This window comes from Pseudoalteromonas sp. 0303, assembly GCF_013349995.1.
Lineage (GTDB): Bacteria > Pseudomonadota > Gammaproteobacteria > Enterobacterales > Alteromonadaceae > Pseudoalteromonas.
On record NZ_JABVXF010000002.1, the window covers coordinates 112,461 to 132,522 of the forward strand.

The following is a 20,062-nucleotide window of genomic DNA, read 5'->3' on the forward strand; positions in this document are numbered from 1 at the left end:
CTATACTTATTGTATGAGATACAACAATAAGTGGTGTTTTTGTGGATGATTTCTTATTTTCTGAAGAACAGTTAGAAGAAAATAATATAGAAACTGAAGAGCCTGAATACTGGCATATTCTTGTTGTTGATGATGAAGAAGATATCCATCAAGTTACGAAACTAGTATTAGCTGGCTTCACTTTCGAAAATAAAGGTCTGCGCTTTTATGACGCCTACTCTGCGGCGGAAGCAAAAGAGTTTTTAAAAAAAGATATTCCCTTTTCTGTTGCTCTAGTTGATGTGGTAATGGAAACCAACCATGCTGGTCTTGAGCTTATTCAATACATTCGCGATGAAATAGAAAACCACGATATTCGTTTAATTCTTCGCACAGGTCAGCCAGGTGAAGCCCCTGAAGAAGCGATTATCCGCGATTACGACATCAACGATTATAAAAACAAAACTGAGCTCACCGCGATTAAAATTAAAACCTTGCTCTACTCGGCGTTAAGAGCACATCGCGATATTCAAATTATTGATCGCCACAAGCATGGTCTTGAACAGATCATCAACGCGTCTGCTAACTTTTTAAAATGTGACAGTGTTCATGAATTTGCTTCAACAATTTTAAGCCATGTTACTAACGTGATGGGCATTAATGACACGCAAATTTATTGTGCTGCGGCCGTTAATCTACAATCGTCACCAGCAAAAGATTTTCAATTACTTGCAGCCTCAGGTGTAGGCCCCACACCACAGCAAAACACCATTCCTGATGAAGTAAAAAACTTATTTATAGATGCACATGAGCGAAAATCATCACTAAAAACAAGTAATGATTATATTGGTTACTTTCCTACCAAAGCCGGCCTTGAAACCATGCTTTATGTTCATAAAGGCAGTAAGTTACAGGCCACAGAACATCAACTGTTAGAGTTTTATGCCAACAATATCGCGCTTGCTTACGATAATTTAAAACTCAGAGAAATGGTAAAAGAATCGCAAAAAGAGCTGTCGTACATTCTTGGAGAAGCAGTAGAAAAACGCTCTAAAGAAACCGGCTCTCACGTTAAACGTGTTGCTTTATATAGTGAGTTACTTGCTCAGCTTTCAGAGCTTAACCCATTTCAATGTGAAATTATTAAGCTTGCTTCACCGCTACATGACATTGGTAAAATCAGCATTCCAGACAGCATATTGAATAAACCTGGTAAACTCACTGATGATGAGTGGGAAATAATGAAAACCCATGCAGAAATCGGCTATGAAATATTAAAAAACTCAAGTAACGAGATATTGACATGCGGTGCTTTAATTTCTTACCAGCATCATGAAAAGTGGGATGGTTCAGGGTATCCGCAAGGTTTAATGGCAGACGATATTAATATAGTTGGCCGCATAACCGCCCTCGCCGATGTGTTTGACGCCCTTTGCAGCGACCGTTGTTATAAGAAGGCTTGGCCATTAGAAGAGGCGTTAACTCTCATAAAAGATCAGCGCGCGAAACATTTTGATCCAATTCTAGTCGACTTATTACTTGAAAATTTACCACTTTTCTTAGAGATTAAGGACCGTTATCCTGATTAGATGTAACTTTTCTGTAAAGTACTTCCTAAAATAGGTACAATAATTTACTATGCCTACCGTGAAGTATAATATTGCCTGGACGTAAAAGGCTTACTTATAACAAGGGACTATTAAAGTGAGATTTGAACAACTTGAACAATTTGTGGCGCTCGGGGTGCTGAGGCATTTCCGACAAGCTGCAGAAAAAACCCAAATAAGCACTTCAGCGTTAACTCGTAGTATTCAGACGCTCGAAGATGAAATTGGTTATGAGCTCGTTACCCGCTCTACACGCTCAGTTAAGTTAACCAAAGAAGGTGAACTTTTCCTTGAGTACGCTAAACAAACCCTCGACAACCTAGAAGAAACCAAAAAGCGTTTATTCGAATCTTTAAATGGTTGCACTAACGAAAAATTAGTTATTGGTTATACCAACAAGGCAAGCACGGTTGTGCCTGTTTCTTGCGGCCAATTTTTAGCGCAGTATCCGCATGTAAAAATCGAGATGCAACTACAAGAGCAAAGTGAACTTGTACGTAAACTGCAATTAGGTGAAATTGATATTAGCGTATGCTCGCAGGCAATGAACAGCATTGGTAGTGATATACATTTACCTGATCAACTGATTATTTTTGTAGCTAAAAACCACCCACTTGCACATAAGAGCGACATTAGTAAACGCGACTTTGCAGACTACCCTATGTACAGCTGTTTTTCACAGTCTAAACAAGTGCAAGCTATGCTAAACGATGCTATCGAATCTTTTGATAAAACATCCAGCATCAAAGTAGGTAGCATCGAGCAAGTAATGGATGGCCTTAAAAAGTCAAACCACATCGCAATAGCCAGTATTGAACACACAAATATTGTCTCTTCAGACCCAGATTTACTGTTATTGAAAACCAATAAAGGTATCGTACACGAGCAGCTTGTGATCCAAACAAATCAACAAATCAATGAGAATTCTCATGTTAGTCATTTACTTGACCTCATTGAAAAAACGGCGTTATCAAGCCAAAGCTAATAGCTATAATATATACTGCTAGCCTGTAATTAATCAGGCTAGCCAATCCCCTTTATTTCTTCATCTTTTACTGCATAAAAAGCGTGCATCGCAGAATTTTTCATATACACTTACGCACCTTTTTTTGATTGTGCACATGAATGAACGCACCGCTAATTACCGACACATACTTAGATGCTATTGAACGTACAGGATATGCTGTTGTTGAAAACGCGATTGATGAAAGCTTAATTGCTGATTTAATTGCAGATTGCTATCGCATTAATCCGCATTTTCATACCGCAGGTATTGGCCGATTAAACGACCAACAAATAGATAAAACTGTGCGTAAAGATAAAACCTTTTGGTTTGATAGCTCTAGCCAAGCACAAATTACTTATCTGGCGACCATGGAAGCAATAAAGACACAGTTGAACCGTAGCTTCTATTTAGGCTTATTTGATTATGAATGCCATTATGCAAAGTATCAACAAGGTGACTTTTATAAAAAGCACTATGATGCCTTCAAAGGCCGTTCGAATCGCATTTTTACAACGGTTTGTTACTTAAATACGCCAGAGTCTGGCGGTGAATTGGTGATCTACAAACCAAAAAGTAAAGACATTGAAATAGTTATTAAACCTCAAGCGGGCTTATTGGTTATGTTTGAAAGCGAACGCTTTATGCATGAAGTATTACCCGCAAGCGATGTACGCTACTCTATTGCGGGCTGGTTCAGAAAAAATGCCTCAATCAGCGGCATTATCGACCCACCAAGGTAATTAAAATGGCAGTGGCAAGGATGCTGCTATACCGATAAAAATCACTAAGCCTACATAATGGTTATTCAAAAATGCTTTGAAACAAGGATCTCGCTCTCGTTTATGAATAAGCATTTGTTGATAAAGTAAAAAACCAACCGCTGCTGCTAAGCCCAGCCAATAAGGAAAACCAAGGTGATTACTCATACCTATGTAAGCAAGAATCGTAATAAACAAGGCATTGAGTAAAAAAATGATGTGTCTGTCATAGCTGGCAAACAAGATTGCTGTTGATTTAACGCCAATCTTTAAATCATCATCTCTATCAACCATGGCATACATAGTGTCATAAGCCACAGTCCAAACAAGATTCGCGGTAAATAGTAGCCAGGCTTCTAATGGCACTGAGCCAATCGATGCCATATAGGCCATTGGAATAGCCCAGCTGAATGCAGCACCAAGCACAACTTGCGGTAGTTGCGTGTAGCGCTTCATAAAGGGATAACAAAACGCCAGTGCTAAGGCACCAAACGATAGTAATATCGTTGACCATCCGAGTGTTAACACTAAACCAAAGGCCACCACAATAAGCAGTACAAACAAACTCAGAGCTTCACCACTTGATACCAAACCTGCTGCCAGCGGTCGCTGGGCTGTGCGCTTAACAGAGCCATCTATCTTACGATCGGCAAAGTCATTAATTACACACCCAGCACTGCGCATCACAAAGACGCCCAAACTGAAAACCACAAAATTTAATAAGCTCGGTGTGCCAAGCTCAGCAAGCCACAGCGCCCAATAAGTTGGCCATAATAGCAACAAGGTGCCAATTGGCTTATCGGTACGCATTAACTGTTTATAGTAAGGTATATGTGCGACCTTAAGTGCAGCTAGCTTCATAGGTAAATATACGCTCCAGGTAAGAATACTTCAGCCACGAGAAAATGAGCATTAGATAAGCTAAAAACACTGCGTCTTCCCCACAATGGTTGTGAAGAGAAGCCAATTTCAGCTGTTAAAGCTTGGATAGCGTGCTGCTGTGAAAATTTAGCAACTTCTATTTCTGTGCGCGATAAGCTTGGGTCTTGAAAAATAACATCACCAAGCGGCCTTGTTCCCATACTTAGTAACTGCTGCTTTTTTAATGTATCATCTGCCGGCAACCAGCTTTGTGCATAAACCATTGGTTTACCATCGCATAGAAGTAACACTTCGCGATTTAATGCCTGACTTAGAGAGGTATTGAGTAACGCTTGTTGCTCGGCGGTTAGGTCAAATGGCGCCTCGTTTAAAACTTCAACTGAAAAAGCCTGACAGTGACTTTTAAGCTTGGCTGTTAATGACCCAGCTTCAAGCAACCAACTTTGCTGTTGTTGCGTCAAATCTGGAAATGCTGAAGCAGGCTGCCAACTTGCAGCTAATGAAACTGGGAATGTGATCACAACGACTCATTATTTTTAAAAACCGTGCAAATGATATCACTGCTGCACGTTTCGAAAAAGTCATGATTTAATCTCAAGCAGGGTTAAAAAACGCAGAACAGCCTGTATCTTAAGTGAATTTGGGTATAGACTAAAAATCATTGAAAGGGTGGAATATTCTTAACTATGAAAAAATCATTGTTATCAATTTACTTGATAAGCATGCTACTTGTTACTGCAACAAGTTGGTCTGTACGCGCTGAATCAAATGTTGGCTACTTTGGTTTTGAGCCTGACATCATCACAAACTACATAGGTCAAGGTAATAAAAAACTTGGCTATGTTCGTATAACGGTGGATCTCATGCTCAATGATCTATCTGATATCGCAATCGTAGAACATCACACTCCACTATTGCGTGATGCGATTGTTGAAATACTCTCAAAAGAGCCTGTAGAAAACATTAAATCGCTTACCGGTCGCGAAGAAATCAGAAAGCGCTGCACCGAAAAGCTAAAAGCACTACTAAAACAAGAAACAGGACAAGAAATTGTCCGAGAAGTGTTATTTACTAAGTATTTATATCATTAATTGTAAGATGGCGGCATTAGCCGCCATTTTTATTTACGCGATTATTTTCGTGAAAGCAGCTTGTCTGACACGGCATAAGCCATACCAGCCAATAACCCCGCTAAATGCGCCCAGTTCGCCATACTCACAGGCAACATATCTACAAAGCCTAGAATAAGCCATACCAGCATAAAACCGACAATACTATTACTTACTAGTGGCGGCTCTGTTGGCCTCATTACGCTGTAGATCCAACAAAAACCCAGTAAACCATACACAACGCCGCTTAGACCACCAAAGTTAGGCCCAACTACTAAAAACTGTGCCCAGTTACTAATGAATGCCGTCACTAAAAATAAACCCACTAAGGTTAATTTGCCACTGCGTTTTTCTATATCGTTACCCAGCGTCATCCACCAGATCAAATTAAAAATAAGATGAATAGCGCTAAAATGCACAATGGCAGGTGTAAACCAAGTTAGTGGCTGTGCAGGGTTGAACTGCAACATACTGTAAATAGTTTCAAAACCACCTAATAAGAAGGCAATAAATATAGCTATCGAGACTAAAGTAACCGTACGGTTTAGCCAGCTTAATGCCTTAAAGCGAGCTTTTAAATTAAGGGATTGCCCTTGATATGACAGAGGCGATTGCGTACTGCCTACCTGCCATGAAGCTTGTTGGTATTTTTCGTCATGAGGGTTAGCAGCAAACTCCTGCCAAAGAGGTTGAGCTTGATGAAAGTGCTCTGGAGCAACACAAATAATCACAGTTTGTCCATCTTGCGAGCGCAGCTCTCCATGTAAGCCCTTACTTTTTATGTAATCTATAAAGCCTTGTGCGGCGCGAGGATTATTTATGCTACCCAACTCAATCATCGTTCAATGTGCTCCGGTAGTTGTGCCTGCCAAGCTGTAAAGCCACCATCCATGCTGTATACGTCTTCAAACCCCTGCTCTACTAAATAGCTCGCAGCACCTTGAGAACTCACACCATGATAGCAAACAACGATGATTGGCTGATCAAACTCTTTATGTATCATAAATTCGCTGATGTTGGCATTTGATAAATGCTCAGCACCTGGGATATGACCCGTTTGAAATGAGTTAGGATCGCGAATATCAGCAATCACAACCTCTTCTTTATCTAACAGCGCAAATGTTTCGCTCACTGAAATATGTTTATACGACATAGTACTCTCTAAACTAAAAAGGCGGCCAAAGCCGCCTTATCAAATTACTCGGTATTAATCCCAGTTGAGGATTACTTTACCTGATTGGCCTGAAATCATTGTATCAAAGCCTGCTTGGAAGTCATCCACGGAGAACTGGTGAGTGATAATTGGTTTCAGATCAAGGCCTGACTGAATTAGACTCGCCATCTTATACCAAGTTTCAAACATTTCACGGCCGTAAATACCTTTAATAATTAGACCTTTGAAAATAACCTGGTTCCAATCAACCGCCATATCTGAAGGTGGAATACCTAACATGGCAATTTTACCGCCGTGATTCATGTTGTTTAGCATGCTGTTAAATGCAACTGGCACACCTGACATTTCAAGACCAATATCAAAGCCTTCGGTCATGCCAAGCTCTTTCATTACATCTTCAAGCTTTTCAGTTGCTACGTTTACAGCACGAGTCGCGCCCATTTTACGTGCTAAATCTAAGCGGTATTCGTTCACATCGGTGATAACCACATGACGTGCACCAACATGTTTGGCAACAGCAGCAGCCATGATACCAATAGGGCCAGCACCTGTGATTAATACGTCTTCACCTACTAAGTCAAACGACAACGCTGTGTGTACTGCATTACCGAATGGGTCAAAGATTGATGCTAGTTCATCAGGAATGTTATCTGGAATTTTAAATGCGTTGAAAGCTGGGATCACAAGGTATTCAGCAAATGCACCTTCACGGTTTACACCAACACCTGTTGTATTACGGCATAAGTGCACACGACCAGCGCGACAGTTACGACAGTGACCACAGGTAATATGACCTTCGCCAGAAACACGGTCACCCACTTGGAAACCACGGACTTCCTGACCCATATCAACCACTTCACCTACATATTCGTGACCAACAACCATTGGCGTAGGAATTGTATTTTGTGCCCACTCATCCCATTTATAAATATGGACATCTGTTCCACAAATTGCTGTTTTGCGGATTTTAATAAGCAGATCGTTATGGCCAACTTCAGGTTTTGGTGCATCAGTCATCCAGATCCCTGGTTCTGCTTTTAATTTAGATAATGCTTTCATGATTTATACTCAATTAAACAAAACCGAAGCAAAAGCTTCGGTTTAGGAAATAAAATTAGATAACACCCATTTCTTTACCAATACGGGTAAAGGCAGCAATAGCGGTATCTAATTGCTCTTTTGTATGCGCCGCAGAAATTTGCGTACGGATACGTGCTTGGCCTTTAGGTACTACAGGGAATGAGAAACCTGTTACGTAAATACCTTCGGCAAGTAATTTGTCAGCCATGGCTGAGGCAACTTTAGCATCGCCTAACATGACAGGGATAATAGCGTGGTCTTTACCTGCACAGGTAAATCCTGCTGCTTCCATTTGTTCACGGAAGTACTTTGCGTTATCCCAAAGCTTAGCGCGTAACTCGCCGCCATTGCTTAGCATCTCAAGCACTTTAATTGATGCAGTAACAATTGATGGTGCAAGTGAGTTTGAGAAAAGGTAAGGACGAGAGCGTTGGCGTAACCACTCAACAATTTCTTTTTTACCTGAAGTGTAACCACCTGATGCACCACCAAGTGCTTTACCAAGGGTACCTGTGATGATATCAACACGGTCAAGTACACCGCAGTACTCCGGCGTACCTTTACCATTTTCACCAACAAAACCAACCGCGTGAGAGTCATCAACCATCACTAATGCATCATATTTATCAGCTAGGTCACAAACCGCTTCAAGATTACAAATGACACCGTCCATTGAGAAAACACCGTCAGTGGCGATTAACTTAGTTTTAGCACCCGCTTCATCAGCAGCAATAAGTTGCTTTTCAAGGTCGCTCATGTCGTTATTTGCATAGCGGAAACGCTTTGCTTTACAAAGACGCACACCGTCAATGATCGAAGCGTGGTTAAGAGCGTCAGAGATGATTGCATCATCTGGGCCTAAGATTGTTTCGAATAAACCTGCGTTGGCATCAAAACATGATGAGTAAAGAATAGTGTCTTCGGTTTCTAAGAACTCAGAGATCTTTTGCTCTAAAGTTTTATGAATATCTTGAGTACCACAAATAAAGCGTACAGACGCAACACCAAAACCATGATCGTCAAGGCCTTGTTGAGCTGCTTTAATTAACTCTGGGCTATTTGCTAAGCCAAGGTAGTTATTAGCACAAAAGTTAATGACCTTATCACCAGAGGCAACTTCAATTTGAGCCTGTTGCTGTGACGTGATAACACGCTCGCTTTTGTATAAGCCTTCAGCTTTCACTTCATCAATTTGCTGCTGCAACTGATTAAAAAACGCAGATGCTCTCATCTGTAATCTCCACATATTCTTGTATCTAACCAGAAATGATTAGCATGACATTAAATTTTGCGCCTATTGTAAAAGCTTAGACGAACAATTGCACTGTTTGCAGTTCGTCGCAGGCCTTAAGGCTTGCGAAATAAAACTGGTCTTACCTGCTAAGACTGTAAAATTAAAACAGGTAACTCAGCTAAAGACTCACAGACGACATCGGCATGTTGTTCTGTTGACTCGGCATAGCTTTGCCCTGAACGAACTAAAACGCGGGTAGCGATATTGGCTCTCTCAGCGGCAATAAGGTCGCCAAGCTTATCACCAACCATAATACTTTGAGATGGATTGATTTGATGCTCATCAATGGCTTGTAAAAGCATACCTGGAGAAGGCTTACGACAATTACACTCTTGCAAATAGGCAGGTTCTGCTTTGCTTGGATGATGCGGACAAAAATAGACATCAAGAATAGCAACGCCATGGCGTAAAAACTCGCCTTTCATCCACTCAGTGAGGTTGTAAAAATCTTGCTCTGAATAATAACCACGGCCAATACCTGACTGATTAGTTACCACCACAATTTTATAACCAGCATCAGCAAAAGCTTTGCACGCCTCAAATACACCGGGTACAAATTCAAACTCTTCTGGTTTGTATACATAGCCATGATCAATATTGACCACACCATCACGGTCTAAAAATAAAACTTTGTTCATTACAATTGCTCTTTATCTACCACGTGGTCAAACATCGAAATCACCTTTTCAACACTGATTTGCGCCATTAAATCAGCCCCTTTAACACGTGTTCCCCAAGGTAGCTCTTGCGCTGTTTTGCCTGTTTGCTCACGTAAATTTTGGTGATAAACCTCAACAACATAACCTTGGTATAAATAAGGCCCTGTGCGTTTTGGGTTTGAGTGGGCATACAAACCAATAACAGGCGTTCCTACCGTTACAGCCATATGTGCAGGCCCAGTATCAGGAGCTAGCACTAACGCCGCACGTTTCAAAACACATAACAACTCTTTTAGCTGAGTTTTCCCTACTAAGTTAAGCACAGGTGCCGAACTCTGCGCGATAATTTGCTCGGCAAGTTCAATTTCTAAAGGGGTTGGGCCGCCAGTAATAACCACCGAAAAGCCTTGTTGATGAGCATATTCAGCAAGTGCAGCATAACGCTCAGGTAACCAATTACGCTCTTTTTTACTTGCCGCAGGCGAGATAACAAAAATACGCCCAGCTAAACGCTCATCGCCTAATAGCGCATCGGCTGCTTTTTGGTGCTGTGCAGTAATTGGCATTTGCCATTGAGGTGTGTAATCAGGGGTCCCTATTGCTTGAGCAAAACCTTTAAAGCCTTCTAATACATGTGCCTCTGATTGCGGGGCAATACGCTTATTAATAAACAAGCTATGTAACTCTTTTGAGCGCGCCCAATCAAACCCCACTTTGACTTTTGCCGGAATACAACGGACTGCTAGATTCGCTCTTAGTGCTACTTGCATATGTAATAGCACATCAAATTTACGCCCCTTGAACGAATCTTTTAGTTGCTGATAAGCCTGCTTGCCCTGCTTTTTATCGAATACAACAAACTCAACACCTGGTAAATCAGCCAGTAACATGGCCTCAACTTTACCAATCACCCAGGTAATTTTTGCCTTCGGATGTGCCTTTTGAATCGCTTGCACTGCTGATACGGCATGACATACATCACCAATTGCCGAAAGCCTTAAAATACAAATATCTGAATAGGAGGTTGATTGAGTCACGTGCGCCCTTAGCTACAGCAAATAATATGCGATCTTAAATTAACTTGATGCTAATGCAAGCACTTATGCGAAAAGCTAAAAATACGGTAAGATAGCGCTAATTTTATTTACTCTTGAAGTTGTTATGTTTGAAACTCAGCATCTACAAAACACCACCCTTTTGTGTCATCCAGCTTATAAAGATGAGCTCACGCCACAGTGGTTCGATGCCAATTATTGGCAACAACAAGATAAAATCGTTGGTGCAAAAAAAGGTCGCGCAACAGCGTGGTTTTTTAAACATCAACAGCTTACAGGCGTTCTGCGTCACTATTGGCGTGGTGGTTTAATAGGTAAGTTGCTGAGCGATCAGTACTTATATTTTGGTTTAAAGCAAACTCGTGTCTATAAAGAGTTTACACTGATGATGCGCTTAATTGAGCTTGGCCTAAATGTGCCTACACCTATTGCGGCAAAAGTGACCACCCGTGGCTTAATCTATCGCGGCGATATCATTACCGAGGCAGTGACAGGCGCAAAAAGTGTGTTAGATATTTTAGTCACGCGCCCACTTAGCCAGTCTGAGCTAAAAGCGATAGCAGTGACTCTCAGCGAGTTTCACAATAACGGCGTCTATCACGCAGATTTAAACATCAATAACATCTTGTTCGATGATACAGGTAAGGTGTTTATCATCGACTTTGACCGCGGTGAAATCAAACAGCCACATGCTAGCTGGCAAACAGAGAACATTAAGCGCCTTGCCCGTTCGTTTGCAAAAGAGCAAGGCCGTAATGAAGTGATGCATTGGCAACAAAGTGATTGGCAGTCACTGGTGTGTGACTACCAAGCATTGCTTAAGACTTAATTTTGCTAATTACGTTTGATGTTGAGCACCCATTAAGAAACTCAAGTACTTCGACTTTGCCGCCATGGCGTAATACATGATCGGCACCAGCAATTTGGTCAACGGTGTAATCACCGCCTTTAACCAGTACATCAGGGCTAATTTGCTCAATAAGCTTAGCTGGCGTGTCATTTTCTTCAATGCTGCCAAATGGAATAACCCAATCAACTGACGCCAGTGCACTTAATACCATGGCGCGTTCATCCAGCGGATTAATTGGTCTTTCTGGGCCTTTTAAACGAGAGATTGATTCGTCATTATTTAAGCCAACAACAAGTCTATCGCCACGCGCTTTAGCCTGAGCAAGGTAGCGTACATGGCCTGCATGAAGAATGTCAAAACAGCCATTAGTGAACACTATTTTTTCACCATTTTGCTTAGCAAATTCAATATGCTGAAGCACATCTTCAAACGGCGTTTGGTAATGCTCGCCAGTTTGCTGCAAATATTGGCCAAGCTTACGGCTCAACTCTTCTGGCGACACAGTTGCGGCACCCAGTTTACTCACCGCAATTCCGGCAGCAAGGTTGGCAATTTCGACCGCACCTTTTGCTGCCATTCCCGCACCAAGCATCACTGCAAGCGTCGCGATTACGGTATCGCCGGCGCCAGTAACATCGCTAACTTCAAGCTGCTGGGCTGCAAAATCATGTTTTTCTGCTTGGCTGATTAACGACATCCCCTGCTCTGAGCGCGTTAATAGCATCGCAGCGATGCCCGCTTCACTAATTAACTTACGAGCGCTGTCAGTCAAGTTTTGTTCAGAGTCCGTCAAACCACCAGCAAGCTTAAATTCGTTTAAGTTAGGGGTTATGTAATCGGCACCACGGTATAAGTTTAAATCAGATGATTTAGGATCAATAAGAACCGTTTTACCTGCTTTCTTTGCAACCTGAACCATTTGTTGAATTAAGCTCAGTGAGCCTTTGTTGTAATCAGAAAACAACACAAAATCGTAGTCATCTAAAACCAGCTCTAAACGGTTTAATAACAATTGGCTGTGTTGCTCAGTAAAGCTCTCTTCAAGGTCTAATCGAACAACTTGCTGATGACGGCTGATTACTCGCATTTTAGAAATAGTCGGTAAATCACAAACACTCACTAGTTGCGAATCAATTTTCTCTGAACTTAAAATTGTTTCGAGGATTTGCCCGCTTTCATCTTCACCAACTAAGCCGAGTAGGCCCACTCTACCATCTAAACGGGCAATATTTTTTGCGACGTTTGCTGCACCACCAGCTTTGTCTTCAAATTTACTGACTTTAACAACAGGTACAGGGGCTTCAGGCGAAATACGTCCTGAATCGCCATGCCAATATCTATCTAGCATGACATCACCAACGACTAAAATACGTGCCTTTGAAAGGTTTTTTAGTAACGCTAAATCCATTACTTTTGCTCCGCTACAACCATATCGATGGCTTCGCATAGCCAATGCCCGATAAACATATGCGCTTCTTGGATACGCGCGGTTTCATCATTTTTAATAATAATAGGTAGCTTAGCGATATCTTTTACCTTGCCACCATCTCGGCCTGTTAATGCCACAGTAAAGGCGCCGATTTCATTTGCCGCTGCCAGTGCAAGATTGATGTTAGGGCTAGTGCCTGAGGTGGTTAAGCCAATCACCAAATCTTCAGGTTTACATAACGCCTGCACTTGGCGCTCAAATACAGTATCAAAGTGATAGTCGTTACTGTGAGCGGTTAAAATTGAGGTGTCTGTTGTTAATGCGATAGAAGCCAGTGGACCGCGCTCCAATTTGTAACGTACGACAAACTCAGCAGCTAAATGCTGTGCATCAGCCGCACTACCGCCATTACCAAACCAAATAACCTTACCACCTGCTTGCAAAGCGCTGTGACAAGCTTCGAGTAGTTGCATTACTTCAGGGTGATAGGTTTCCATCGTTTCAAATAACATTTGATGACGATTTAAACTTTCGAGGTAGCTTGCCGCTACAGAATCAAGATTAGACATATAAATTCCTTAAAAAGTATTAACGGCTTTGCTTACCAAAAATAGGCAACAGATAACCAAGTATAGTTATCTCCAAATACATCTTCACCATAGGTAAGAGTTGTCTCTAATGTATGCTCGTCTATTTGACGAGTGTTACTTAGTTGAAGTTCAACGGCACGTTCATAAACACCAGTCGTTTGACCCCACTCATTTAAATAGTTACTTTCATTCTCTATCAATGTTAGCTTACTACGCCAGAATGAACGGTAGCTTTCACTATAAGTTAACTCCATGCTGTGCACTTGTGTGGGAGGCGCATCGGCGTAAACTCTCGCAACGCCATTGGCATGTAAGTCAGTATATCGCTGATCAGCTGCATAGTGACCCGTTACAAAACCACCAACCGTATTACCATATGCAGGGTAAATTTCATTGACGTACCACAAGCTGTGCATATTGGTATATTCATACCTAAGCGACATCCCATTACTCAGCTTTGGTAAGAAGAAACCAAAATTACTAACAGTATTACCAAATTGGTAGTTCTTATGATTTTTTGTATCTTCACCACCATATTCAAAGTAAAGCTCAACTGGCATTCCCCAATTAAAATTCACAGTGCTGGTAATTGTTACGTATTGGTCACCTAACTCATTATCTTTACTACCAGTAAGGCCTGAGTTGTCATTACCTGCCGGATCAAAAAATGCGTCCACCACATCACCAGCATCTACTTTACGAGGACCACCGCCAAACTGCATCATTCGATTAAGACCCAGCTTCCAACCATCAAGTGGCTCAATACTAAAATGCGTTCCTGCGAGCTTTGGTGTACCACTATGAAGCTCACCTTGGTAAAGAATACCATTATCAACATGTTCTAATTCTGAATAATACAATTCAAAATCAAAATTCCACCAATTATGGGCCGGCTTTACCATTCCAATTGAGATAGAGGGCGCTGTTTTAGCGTTGGTAGAAATGATCTGCGCAGAATGCTTAAACGGCGAGAACCAATGTTCTTTGTAACCCAGGTTCAACTGTAAATCTTCACCAGCAAAACTGATAAACGAATTGTAATTTACAAACTTATTTGCTTTGGTTCGATAATCAACACCAACTTGTACTAACGTATAATCATTGGCGCGCCAAATACCTTCAAAAAAGCCTTGTCCCCACTCATCAGAACTGAGTCCGCGTTGGTTAGCAATTTTCTTTGTATTATCTGTGTCTACTTGCAGTTTTACACCAACGCGAGTAACTGCATCATCACTTTGATATGGCTTTATTTTTGAACGAATCGCAGCAGCTAACCTTGGCTCTTGCTTTTCAAGCACCAAAAGTGCTTTCTCGACTTCTGCTAAACGGTAAGGCTTAGCCATAGGAGTGCCAATTGTTAGTGCAAACAAAGTATCTAATTGATGATCAAGCTGTGCATCCATACCCATTGGTAAATAAGCGGTTGGTGTTGCAAATAAAGGCATTGAGCAACTTAATAAGGCACCTATTACCGAGGCTTTTATCATTTTAAATTTCATAATTGCTTCGTTGATTTGTTAAGTAACCGAAATACTACCAAATATGCCAATAGTAAACACTTAAAACTCTCATTGATAACCGTTTTTAACATTTTATATTTAGATTGCGTATGTTCCACGCTATCATAACGTTTTACCCATTTAGGCTAAGCAATGGCGCGCATTTTATACTCTTTACTTTTATACCTACTAAGCCCACTGGTTGTTTTTTACCTGTATGTTTTACGTGGCAAAAAGAATAAGGGTTACCGTGAGCATTTTGCTGAGCGCTTTGGCTTTTCGAATTTGTCGCATCACGATGTTGTTTTCCATTGTGCCTCTGTAGGGGAAGTTTTAGCAGCAACGCCGCTTATTAAGGCCGTTCAATCAGAAAATCCAGCACTTACTATTTTAGTAACCTGTAATACCCCAACGGGTCGCGAGCAAATAAAGAAAAACTTTAAAGATGCGGTTAGCTGCTGTTATTTACCGATTGATTTTTTCTTCGCTACGAATCGATTTTTAAAACGTATCCAGCCAAAGGTACTGTGTATTTTAGAAACTGAGCTTTGGCCAAACCTTATGGTGCAAAGCAACAACACCGGCACAAAAGTACTTGTTTTAAATGCCCGACTTTCAGCTAAATCACAGCAAGGCTACCAAAAGGTAATGCCTTTAACTAAGGTGATAATGCAGTCTATTAGTGACCTGGCCAGTCATAATCAAAATGATGCCAAACGTTTTATTGAACTTGGTTTAAAACCTGAAAAGGCACGCGTATTTGGCTCAATTAAATTTGATATCACGCCTACAGAAGAGCAATTAAATAAAGTCGCAGCACTAAAAAAACAGTATAACAATGAGCGCTTTATCTGGGTTGCAGGCTCCACTCACCCTGTTGAACATGAGCTTATTTTAACTGCTCATGAGAAGCTATTAAAAGCGTTACCCAACGCACTTTTGATTATTGCTCCACGTCACCCAGAGCAATTTGATAAAGTCGCTGAAGTTTTAAAAAGCTCAAATTTGAGCTTTAGTCGTCGCAGTGAAGATAACTATAACAACCAACAAGTTGTGTTAGCTGACACGTTAGGTGAGTTACAATGCTTATATGGTGTGGCAAACATCAGCTATGTTGGTGGTAGTTTAATCGAGCGAGGCGGCCATAATCCGTTAGAGTCAGCAGCGTTTTCTGTTGGCGTATTAGCAGGTCCTCATACCTATAACTTTGACCATATTTATCCTGAGCTGATTAGTGCTCAAGGAGCTAAAACCGTTACCGATGAAAATCACCTTGCTGACACACTTATCGCTTTGAGCACTGATCTACAAAAGACGATTAAGCTCGGTCAACAAGCTGCGAAATGCGTTGCTAACAATCAAGGCGCCATCAGTAAAACGGTTAATTTAATTGAGCATTACTTAGAAAAGTAAGATAGAAAAGTAAAATAGAATAGAGAAATAATGTGACTTCAAAGCAAGCGATGAATCGCCCAGAAATACAAATGCGCGAATGGGTATCAAGCGTAATCGTAAAATACAATTTCTGCCCGTTTGCCCGTAAAGAAGTTGAAAGCAATTGCATTCATTATCAAATCAGTCAGTCTATTACGCTTGATGATGCAGTAATGGATATGCTTGAGCAATGTAGCGCGTTAGACCAACAAGCAGAGCGCGAAACCACTTTGTTAATGTTTGAGCAAGGCTTTAAGGATTTTGAAGAGTTCTTAGATTTAGTCGATTTAGCCAATGCGCTTTTAGCTGCGCAAGGCTATGAAGGTAAGTATCAAATAGCCAACTTTCACCCTGACTATGTGTTTGCTGATAGCGATGACAGCGATGCTGCAAACTATACGAATCGTGCACCTTACCCAACACTGCATTTGATCCGCGAAGCCAGTATGAGCGAAGCGTTAGACAGCTACGATGAACCCGAATCTATCCCAGAGCACAACATTAAACTAGCAAGGCGCAAAGGCATCGACTTTTGGCAGCAGCTGCTGCAAAACTGCATCGATAAGCGCTAACACCTACCGGTGTTTAATAGATAAAAAGCCAGCAATGCTGGCTTTTTATTTTTTATAGCTATTAAATTTAGTGAGCTATTTTTTTACCCACTCACCGTTCACTTCAATGTAGTGACCCGGCTTAGTTTTCTCGATAGTTTTTGCCGCAGCAAGGGCTTCAACTTGCGCTAACGAAAGATTATTCTTTTTCGCAAGTTTTAAATATTGCTCTTTACGCTTTGCATTAATTTCATCAACGACCGCTTTTGCTTCGCTGTTATTAACCACTAAACCTAAATAGCCTGAGCTGTCTTCACCCACTAAGCCTTGGCTTTTTGCATCATCAAGGCTGATAGCCCAAGCAGAGAAAGATAAACAAACAGCACTGATCAAGGTGATCACATTTAGTTTTTTAAGTTGTAATTTACGCATGTGTGCTCCTTAGAATAATTCGCTGTCATCACTGAATAAGGTATCAAGTTCTTTATCCACTTTTACGCGGATCTCATGGTCAACTTTTACATTTAAGTTGATTGTAATCGGCTCTTTTGCTGCCACCTCAACACGGTGGGTACAGGCACTAAGCATGCCTACTGCCGTCAGCATTACTAACCACTTAGCCATCATTGCTTCCTTTTTTTGCATACTCTTTCTCAACTTTTTGAGTAATTTCATCACTTAAACGCAGCGCTCTAAGTAAAGTAAATACATTCTCTTCATGATTATAATTAAAGTTCACTGCTTGCTGCTGCGCTTCATTATAACCCTCTAAATTAACACCTAAATGCAACCATCCATCCGGTTTGAGGTTAACACTGCTACGTAGTTTTTTAATATCTAAATTCTCAAGTAAACTCAGCGTGGTACTCAGTTCCTGTTGCTGCGCTTTTACAGCGTCAAAACCCGCATTATTGGTGATCAGTAATTTACCATCACCTTGATTAACTAACTGCCCTTGCTTTACCTCAATGCCCTGTTTACTTATTACTACGGGTAAGGTGCCTGCTAAGCGCCCACTTAAGCTAATCCCTGATTCAGCATCAAGGGTGACCAATTTGCTGGCATCAATGTTTTCAAATTTAACAGTCGCTGTTTGGTTATCACTGAGTGGGCAGTACTTATTCACCACAAACGCCCCGCCCATAACCTGACCAGTTAGATTAACTGCGCAAGGCTGATTAGCCGTTACCTGCAACTGACCTTGTATATTTTTGACCACGGCACCTGCGCGCAGTTCATTGAGTGTAAATTTAGTCGCTGCAATATTAAGCTGCCCTGAATTAAACGTGCCGTTCAAATTCACTGCAAAATCATTCGCTAGATAATCATTATAAAGCGCACTGAATTTACTTATTTGCACGCGCCCTTGTGCTTGTTGAAGATTTACATCCCCTTTTATATTGCCCGAAACGACTCCGTCGGTGACTGTAGCAAGCGGCTCAAACTGAGCAATTATTGGGTTTAGTTTGGATACTGCCTGCTCTGGTATCACCAATTCAAATGGGTGAGCAACCTCAGACATATGATGACTAACAAGTGCTTCAAATCCATCTGCAAATACATGATGCGTTGCCTGCAAGGCGCGGCTTTGAAGAGCCTTTGAAACAACTGACAACTTATTTAAGGTGAGCTCTGCTGTTGATAATTTAGCGGCAGTGGTTTTGGCATCAATATCAGCAAATAACTCCCCCACACTGAGATCTGTACTAAGAGTAAGCTCATTGCTAATTTTTGCTGCGTTAATATCATCATAAGTTAATGATTTAACCTTGCTATTAGCGTTAACAACGAGGTGCTGCTGGGCATTATACTCAGCGTTAATTGCGCTGCTAAAATCAGCTAAATGTGCACCCGATATTAGGGCATTTTTAACACTGATATTGGTATTCAGTTTAGCTGTCGGGCTAGTAAATAACTCATCGATATCTAGCTTTCCTTTAGCCCCAATCCCCTCAACCAGAGCGCCATCAGCCTGAAAATCTAAAAATGTAGGTAGTGAATCCACCGACAGTTGAAAATCAGCGCTAACGCTGCTTTCATGCAAATGCGCGTTGAGCTTAAGCTCATCTATATCTTTACTATTAAAATCAATGCTAACTTGGCTATTCAGTGATGTGAGCGGATCCAGCAAAGAAAGGGATGTATTACTGACAGTCACCTCACTTTGCCCTTCTATAGCTTGCAGCTTTATGATTGGGGCTGAAAGATTTTTATCTTCTACACTCACTGGTTTTTCTATGTGTAACTGCCAAGTAAGCGGTAACTGGGCTTCAATAAATGATTGATGCTGTTGATCTGCTATGGTGTTTAAGCAATCTCGGTTTGCGCTAAGCTGATTTTGTAAAGCTGATAAATCCGCGTATAAGTGCTGTTGATTTAATTGATACTTAGCACTCAATTGTCCTTCAGTGTTAAAGCCTAGGTCGCACTGTTCTATTGCATGCTGATAACTTGCATTAATTGAGCTTTCAATTGCAACTGTAATTCCATCAAACTTAATCTGTGACTGAGTGGTAAAATGGCTGCTTGTTGGCAATGTTACGAACCGCTCAGCCACTTGCTCATCAAACGTGATGTTGGCTTTGACTTCATAATTAGATATTACAACGTCAGCATTGAGATCCCGTGAAATCGTAAAATGATTTAGGCGTTTTTCTTGTACCGCCAGCCTAACAGGGGTGTCGGTAAACGGTGAGACTACATCAAGCTGCTCAATGCTTATTAGCGGCCTTTGCTCGGGTAATACCAAGGCAAGCTTTTTAAATTCAGTCTTTGAAGCGTCTGGTTGTTGTTTATTTGTAAGGTCACTAACGATGAGGTTAGCGCGAGAAACCCTAACCTGTTGGTTATTCGCAATAATGCCAGCTAACTCTATTTGCTGCCCTTGATAAGTTAAGCATAATTTCTCGATATTTAAATCAAGCTGGCTGGTCAATGACCAATCAATGCAGTGAAGCGCAACGCCATTTTTACTAAGCATAGGCGTTAAGTACCACGATGTCAGTGGTAGCCTGAACAGATACGCCAACAGCAGCATGCTTAGCACGATACCTAGCAACCCTACGCTTACCCGCTTAAAACTCAAAAAACTCTCCTTGCCTTTGAA

21 protein-coding genes are annotated in these 20,062 nt (G+C 41.3%); 7 read left to right on the plus strand and 14 right to left on the minus strand.

Translation table 11 applies throughout. From position 1 onward, the window contains the following. Positions 1-41 precede the first annotated feature (41 nt). The 3 genes from HUS62_RS02665 to HUS62_RS02675 all read left to right on the plus strand — a co-directional run bounded on the left by HUS62_RS02665 (position 42) and on the right by HUS62_RS02675 (position 3,332). On the plus strand, positions 42-1,568 hold the full coding sequence (locus HUS62_RS02665; RefSeq protein ID WP_058585823.1) for a response regulator: 1,527 nt from the start codon (positions 42-44) through the stop codon (positions 1,566-1,568). A 115-nt stretch (positions 1,569-1,683) separates the two neighbouring features. Then, positions 1,684-2,571, plus strand: coding sequence for a LysR family transcriptional regulator (locus HUS62_RS02670; RefSeq protein WP_175078454.1), 888 nt, complete (start codon positions 1,684-1,686; stop codon positions 2,569-2,571). A 140-nt stretch (positions 2,572-2,711) separates the two neighbouring features. Continuing rightward, positions 2,712-3,332: a 2OG-Fe(II) oxygenase gene (locus HUS62_RS02675; protein WP_175078455.1), complete on the plus strand. Its 621-nt coding sequence runs from the start codon at positions 2,712-2,714 to the stop codon at positions 3,330-3,332. Here the strand turns inward: HUS62_RS02675 and ubiA are convergent, their stop codons facing one another. Together ubiA and HUS62_RS02685 are read right to left on the minus strand one after the other, a co-directional pair. Next, positions 3,333-4,211 carry a 4-hydroxybenzoate octaprenyltransferase gene (ubiA, locus tag HUS62_RS02680; protein WP_058585825.1) on the minus strand — a complete coding sequence of 293 codons (879 nt, stop codon included), beginning with the start codon at positions 4,209-4,211 and terminating at the stop codon, positions 3,333-3,335. Next, a complete protein-coding gene (locus HUS62_RS02685) occupies positions 4,208-4,753 on the minus strand; it encodes a chorismate lyase (RefSeq protein ID WP_175078456.1) in 546 nt (181 codons plus the stop codon). Before HUS62_RS02685 ends, ubiA begins: the two co-directional genes overlap by 4 nt. A gap of 201 nt (positions 4,754-4,954) precedes the next feature. Here HUS62_RS02685 and HUS62_RS02690 point away from each other — a divergent pair, with 201 nt between their 5' ends. Beyond that, positions 4,955-5,323: a flagellar basal body-associated protein FliL gene (locus HUS62_RS02690; RefSeq protein WP_404936064.1), complete on the plus strand. Its 369-nt coding sequence runs from the start codon at positions 4,955-4,957 to the stop codon at positions 5,321-5,323. Between the two features lie 41 nt (positions 5,324-5,364). On the opposite strand, the gene glpG is transcribed toward HUS62_RS02690, so the two are convergent. The 6 genes from glpG to HUS62_RS02720 form a co-directional block, all read right to left on the minus strand. Beyond that, entirely contained in the window at positions 5,365-6,180 is an 816-nt protein-coding gene (gene glpG / locus HUS62_RS02695; protein ID WP_175078458.1) for a rhomboid family intramembrane serine protease GlpG, read from the minus strand. Next, positions 6,177-6,494 (minus strand): thiosulfate sulfurtransferase GlpE, encoded by a 318-nt coding sequence (glpE, locus tag HUS62_RS02700; RefSeq protein WP_175078459.1) that lies wholly within the window; start codon positions 6,492-6,494, stop codon positions 6,177-6,179. The genes glpG and glpE overlap by 4 nt, the downstream gene beginning before the upstream one ends. Positions 6,495-6,548: 54 nt before the next feature. Then, a complete protein-coding gene (gene tdh / locus HUS62_RS02705) occupies positions 6,549-7,574 on the minus strand; it encodes an L-threonine 3-dehydrogenase (RefSeq protein ID WP_054551064.1) in 1,026 nt (341 codons plus the stop codon). Positions 7,575-7,629: 55 nt separating this feature from the next. After that, positions 7,630-8,826: a glycine C-acetyltransferase gene (locus tag HUS62_RS02710; protein WP_054560964.1), complete on the minus strand. Its 1,197-nt coding sequence runs from the start codon at positions 8,824-8,826 to the stop codon at positions 7,630-7,632. A 149-nt stretch (positions 8,827-8,975) separates the two neighbouring features. After that, the gene (gmhB, locus tag HUS62_RS02715) at positions 8,976-9,527 is read right to left on the minus strand and encodes a D-glycero-beta-D-manno-heptose 1,7-bisphosphate 7-phosphatase (protein WP_175078460.1); all 552 of its coding nucleotides are present in this window, start codon (positions 9,525-9,527) and stop codon (positions 8,976-8,978) included. Then, the gene (locus HUS62_RS02720) at positions 9,527-10,585 is read right to left on the minus strand and encodes a glycosyltransferase family 9 protein (RefSeq protein ID WP_175078461.1); all 1,059 of its coding nucleotides are present in this window, start codon (positions 10,583-10,585) and stop codon (positions 9,527-9,529) included. Before HUS62_RS02720 ends, gmhB begins: the two co-directional genes overlap by 1 nt. A 124-nt stretch (positions 10,586-10,709) precedes the next feature. Here HUS62_RS02720 and HUS62_RS02725 point away from each other — a divergent pair, with 124 nt between their 5' ends. Beyond that, the gene (locus HUS62_RS02725; protein WP_175078462.1) at positions 10,710-11,432 is read left to right on the plus strand and encodes a 3-deoxy-D-manno-octulosonic acid kinase; all 723 of its coding nucleotides are present in this window, start codon (positions 10,710-10,712) and stop codon (positions 11,430-11,432) included. Here the strand turns inward: HUS62_RS02725 and hldE are convergent. The 3 genes from hldE to HUS62_RS02740 are packed head-to-tail and all read right to left on the minus strand — an operon-like array spanning position 11,422 to position 14,971. Further along, a complete protein-coding gene (gene hldE, locus HUS62_RS02730; protein ID WP_175078510.1) occupies positions 11,422-12,861 on the minus strand; it encodes a bifunctional D-glycero-beta-D-manno-heptose-7-phosphate kinase/D-glycero-beta-D-manno-heptose 1-phosphate adenylyltransferase HldE in 1,440 nt (479 codons plus the stop codon). The genes HUS62_RS02725 and hldE overlap by 11 nt on opposite strands. After that, the gene (locus HUS62_RS02735; protein WP_054560969.1) at positions 12,861-13,451 is read right to left on the minus strand and encodes an SIS domain-containing protein; all 591 of its coding nucleotides are present in this window, start codon (positions 13,449-13,451) and stop codon (positions 12,861-12,863) included. The genes hldE and HUS62_RS02735 overlap by 1 nt, the downstream gene beginning before the upstream one ends. 32 nt (positions 13,452-13,483) lie before the next feature. Then, positions 13,484-14,971: a capsule assembly Wzi family protein gene (locus HUS62_RS02740; protein ID WP_175078463.1), complete on the minus strand. Its 1,488-nt coding sequence runs from the start codon at positions 14,969-14,971 to the stop codon at positions 13,484-13,486. Positions 14,972-15,124: 153 nt separating this feature from the next. On the opposite strand from HUS62_RS02740, the gene waaA reads away from it, so the two are divergent. Both waaA and HUS62_RS02750 read left to right on the plus strand, forming a co-directional pair. Further along, positions 15,125-16,384, plus strand: coding sequence for a lipid IV(A) 3-deoxy-D-manno-octulosonic acid transferase (waaA, locus tag HUS62_RS02745; RefSeq protein WP_175078464.1), 1,260 nt, complete (start codon positions 15,125-15,127; stop codon positions 16,382-16,384). A gap of 50 nt (positions 16,385-16,434) precedes the next feature. Then, positions 16,435-16,977, plus strand: a complete 543-nt coding sequence (locus HUS62_RS02750; protein ID WP_054561196.1) for a DUF1415 domain-containing protein — start codon at positions 16,435-16,437, stop codon at positions 16,975-16,977. A gap of 75 nt (positions 16,978-17,052) precedes the next feature. Here the strand turns inward: HUS62_RS02750 and HUS62_RS02755 are convergent, their stop codons facing one another. The 3 genes from HUS62_RS02755 to HUS62_RS02765 are packed head-to-tail and all read right to left on the minus strand — an operon-like array spanning position 17,053 to position 20,041. After that, the gene (locus tag HUS62_RS02755; RefSeq protein WP_054551056.1) at positions 17,053-17,388 is read right to left on the minus strand and encodes a YdbL family protein; all 336 of its coding nucleotides are present in this window, start codon (positions 17,386-17,388) and stop codon (positions 17,053-17,055) included. A 9-nt stretch (positions 17,389-17,397) separates the two neighbouring features. Next, positions 17,398-17,580, minus strand: a complete 183-nt coding sequence (locus HUS62_RS02760) for a YnbE family lipoprotein (RefSeq protein WP_054551055.1) — start codon at positions 17,578-17,580, stop codon at positions 17,398-17,400. After that, the gene (locus tag HUS62_RS02765) at positions 17,573-20,041 is read right to left on the minus strand and encodes a YdbH domain-containing protein (RefSeq protein WP_175078465.1); all 2,469 of its coding nucleotides are present in this window, start codon (positions 20,039-20,041) and stop codon (positions 17,573-17,575) included. The genes HUS62_RS02760 and HUS62_RS02765 overlap by 8 nt, the downstream gene beginning before the upstream one ends. Positions 20,042-20,062 lie beyond the last annotated feature (21 nt).